Below are 1,555 nucleotides of genomic sequence, written 5' to 3'. Positions count from 1 at the left end.
GGCCCGCCGGGCCGGGGTGCCCCTGGTGCTGGCCGGCCGCATCGGCGACGTGGACTACGCGCGCGACGTGCTCGCCCCCGAGATCGGGCGGAGCGCCCCGGGGTCGGTGCGCATGGTCGGCGAACTCGGCTACCGCGCGCTGGCGGGCCTGGTGGGCCGCGCCGCCGTCTGCCTGGTCACGCCCGAATGGGATGAGCCCTTCGGCCTCGTCGCCGCCGAAGCCGCCGCCTGCGGCACGCCCGTCGCGGCGTTCGCCCGCGGAGGGTTGGCCGAGGTCGTTTCGCCGGCGATCGGGCGCACCGCCGCGGCCGGCGACGTCGAGGGACTGGCACGGGTGCTGCATGAGGCCATGGACATGGATCGGGCGGCCGTGCGCGCCGCCGCCGAGCGCGACCTGAGCGTGACGACGATGATCCGCCATTACGAAGCCATCTACCGCCGCCTCCTCGGCGAGGGCGACGGTGGCGGCGAAGGGTGCGGCGACGGCGACGGCGGCGGCGACCACGGGGGCGACGGCGATGTCCTGCACGACCTGCGCGAAAGCCAGGGGGCCCAGTCATGACGCGCATCGGCATGTACGTCCACCATCATGGTTCCGGGCACGCCATGCGCGCCGGGGCCCTGCGATCCGCGCTGGCCGGACGCGGGATCGCCGCGACGACGCTGGGCTCCCGTGACGACGCCGACCTCCGGTTGCCCATGGACCCGCCGGGCATCCCCGGCGCGGACCCCACCGCCGGCGGGGCACTGCATTGGGCGCCGCCGGGTTCTGCCGGCATGGCCCGGCGGATGGCGATGATCTCCGGGTTCCTGGCCGGCGGCGATGCTGCGGCGGGAGATGCCGCGGACATGCCCGCGGTGCTCCACGTCGACGTCTCCGTCGAGGTCGCCCTGCTCGCACGTCTGCACGGCACGCCGGTGACGGTGCAGGCCATGCCGGGTGATCGCCGGGACCGCCCCCACGTGCTGGGGCACTCCATCGCCGACGGGATCATCGCCGCCTGGCCGGAGTGGGTGCCGTTGCCCGCCCACCTCGAGCCGGTGGCCGACCGCGTCCACGCGGTCGGTGGCATCACGCGCTTCGAGGGCCGCGAGCGCACCACCTCCGGCGCGGACTTCGGTGACTCCCGTGACCCGCTCGATGCGGCCGGTGCGGACGATACGGGGCGTTCATCGGACCGCATGCGCGTCACGGTCCTCGGCGGCGCCGGGGGCGGGGACCTGCCGGAGGGCTACTTCGACGCCGTCGCCGCCGCATGCCCTGATGCGGACGTGCGGATCCTCGACGCGGCGCACGGCTGGGTCGCCGACCCCTGGCCGTACCTGTGCGCCGCGGACGTCGTGGTCGCGGCGGCGGGCCAGAACTCCATCGCGGACATCGCCGCCGCGGGCGCCCGCGCCATCGTCATCCCGAGGCCGAGGCCGTTCGGCGAGCAGGAGGCGACGGCGCGCGTACTCTCCGACGCCGGTCTCGCCCTGGTGCCGTGCGGCGCGGACGACGATCCGCCCGCCCCGAAGGCGTGGCCGCACCTGCTGGACCGCGCACCCGCCGCAG

Annotated in this window: 2 protein-coding genes; both read left to right on the top strand. The window is 76.0% G+C overall.

All coding sequences use genetic code 11. From position 1 onward, the window contains the following. Positions 1-562, top strand: a 562-nt coding sequence (locus GX015_RS08010; protein ID WP_291344201.1) for a glycosyltransferase, incomplete at its 5' end; no start/stop codon positions are given. Then, on the top strand, positions 559-1,555 hold a 997-nt coding region (locus tag GX015_RS08005; RefSeq protein ID WP_291344200.1), incomplete at its 3' end, for a glycosyltransferase. The genes GX015_RS08010 and GX015_RS08005, both read left to right, overlap by 4 nt.

This window comes from Corynebacterium sp. (assembly GCF_012837295.1).
Taxonomy (GTDB): Bacteria; Actinomycetota; Actinomycetes; order Mycobacteriales; family Mycobacteriaceae; genus Corynebacterium.
Note: the sequence above shows the minus strand (reverse complement) of the source record. Positions and strands in the feature narration are given on the sequence as shown.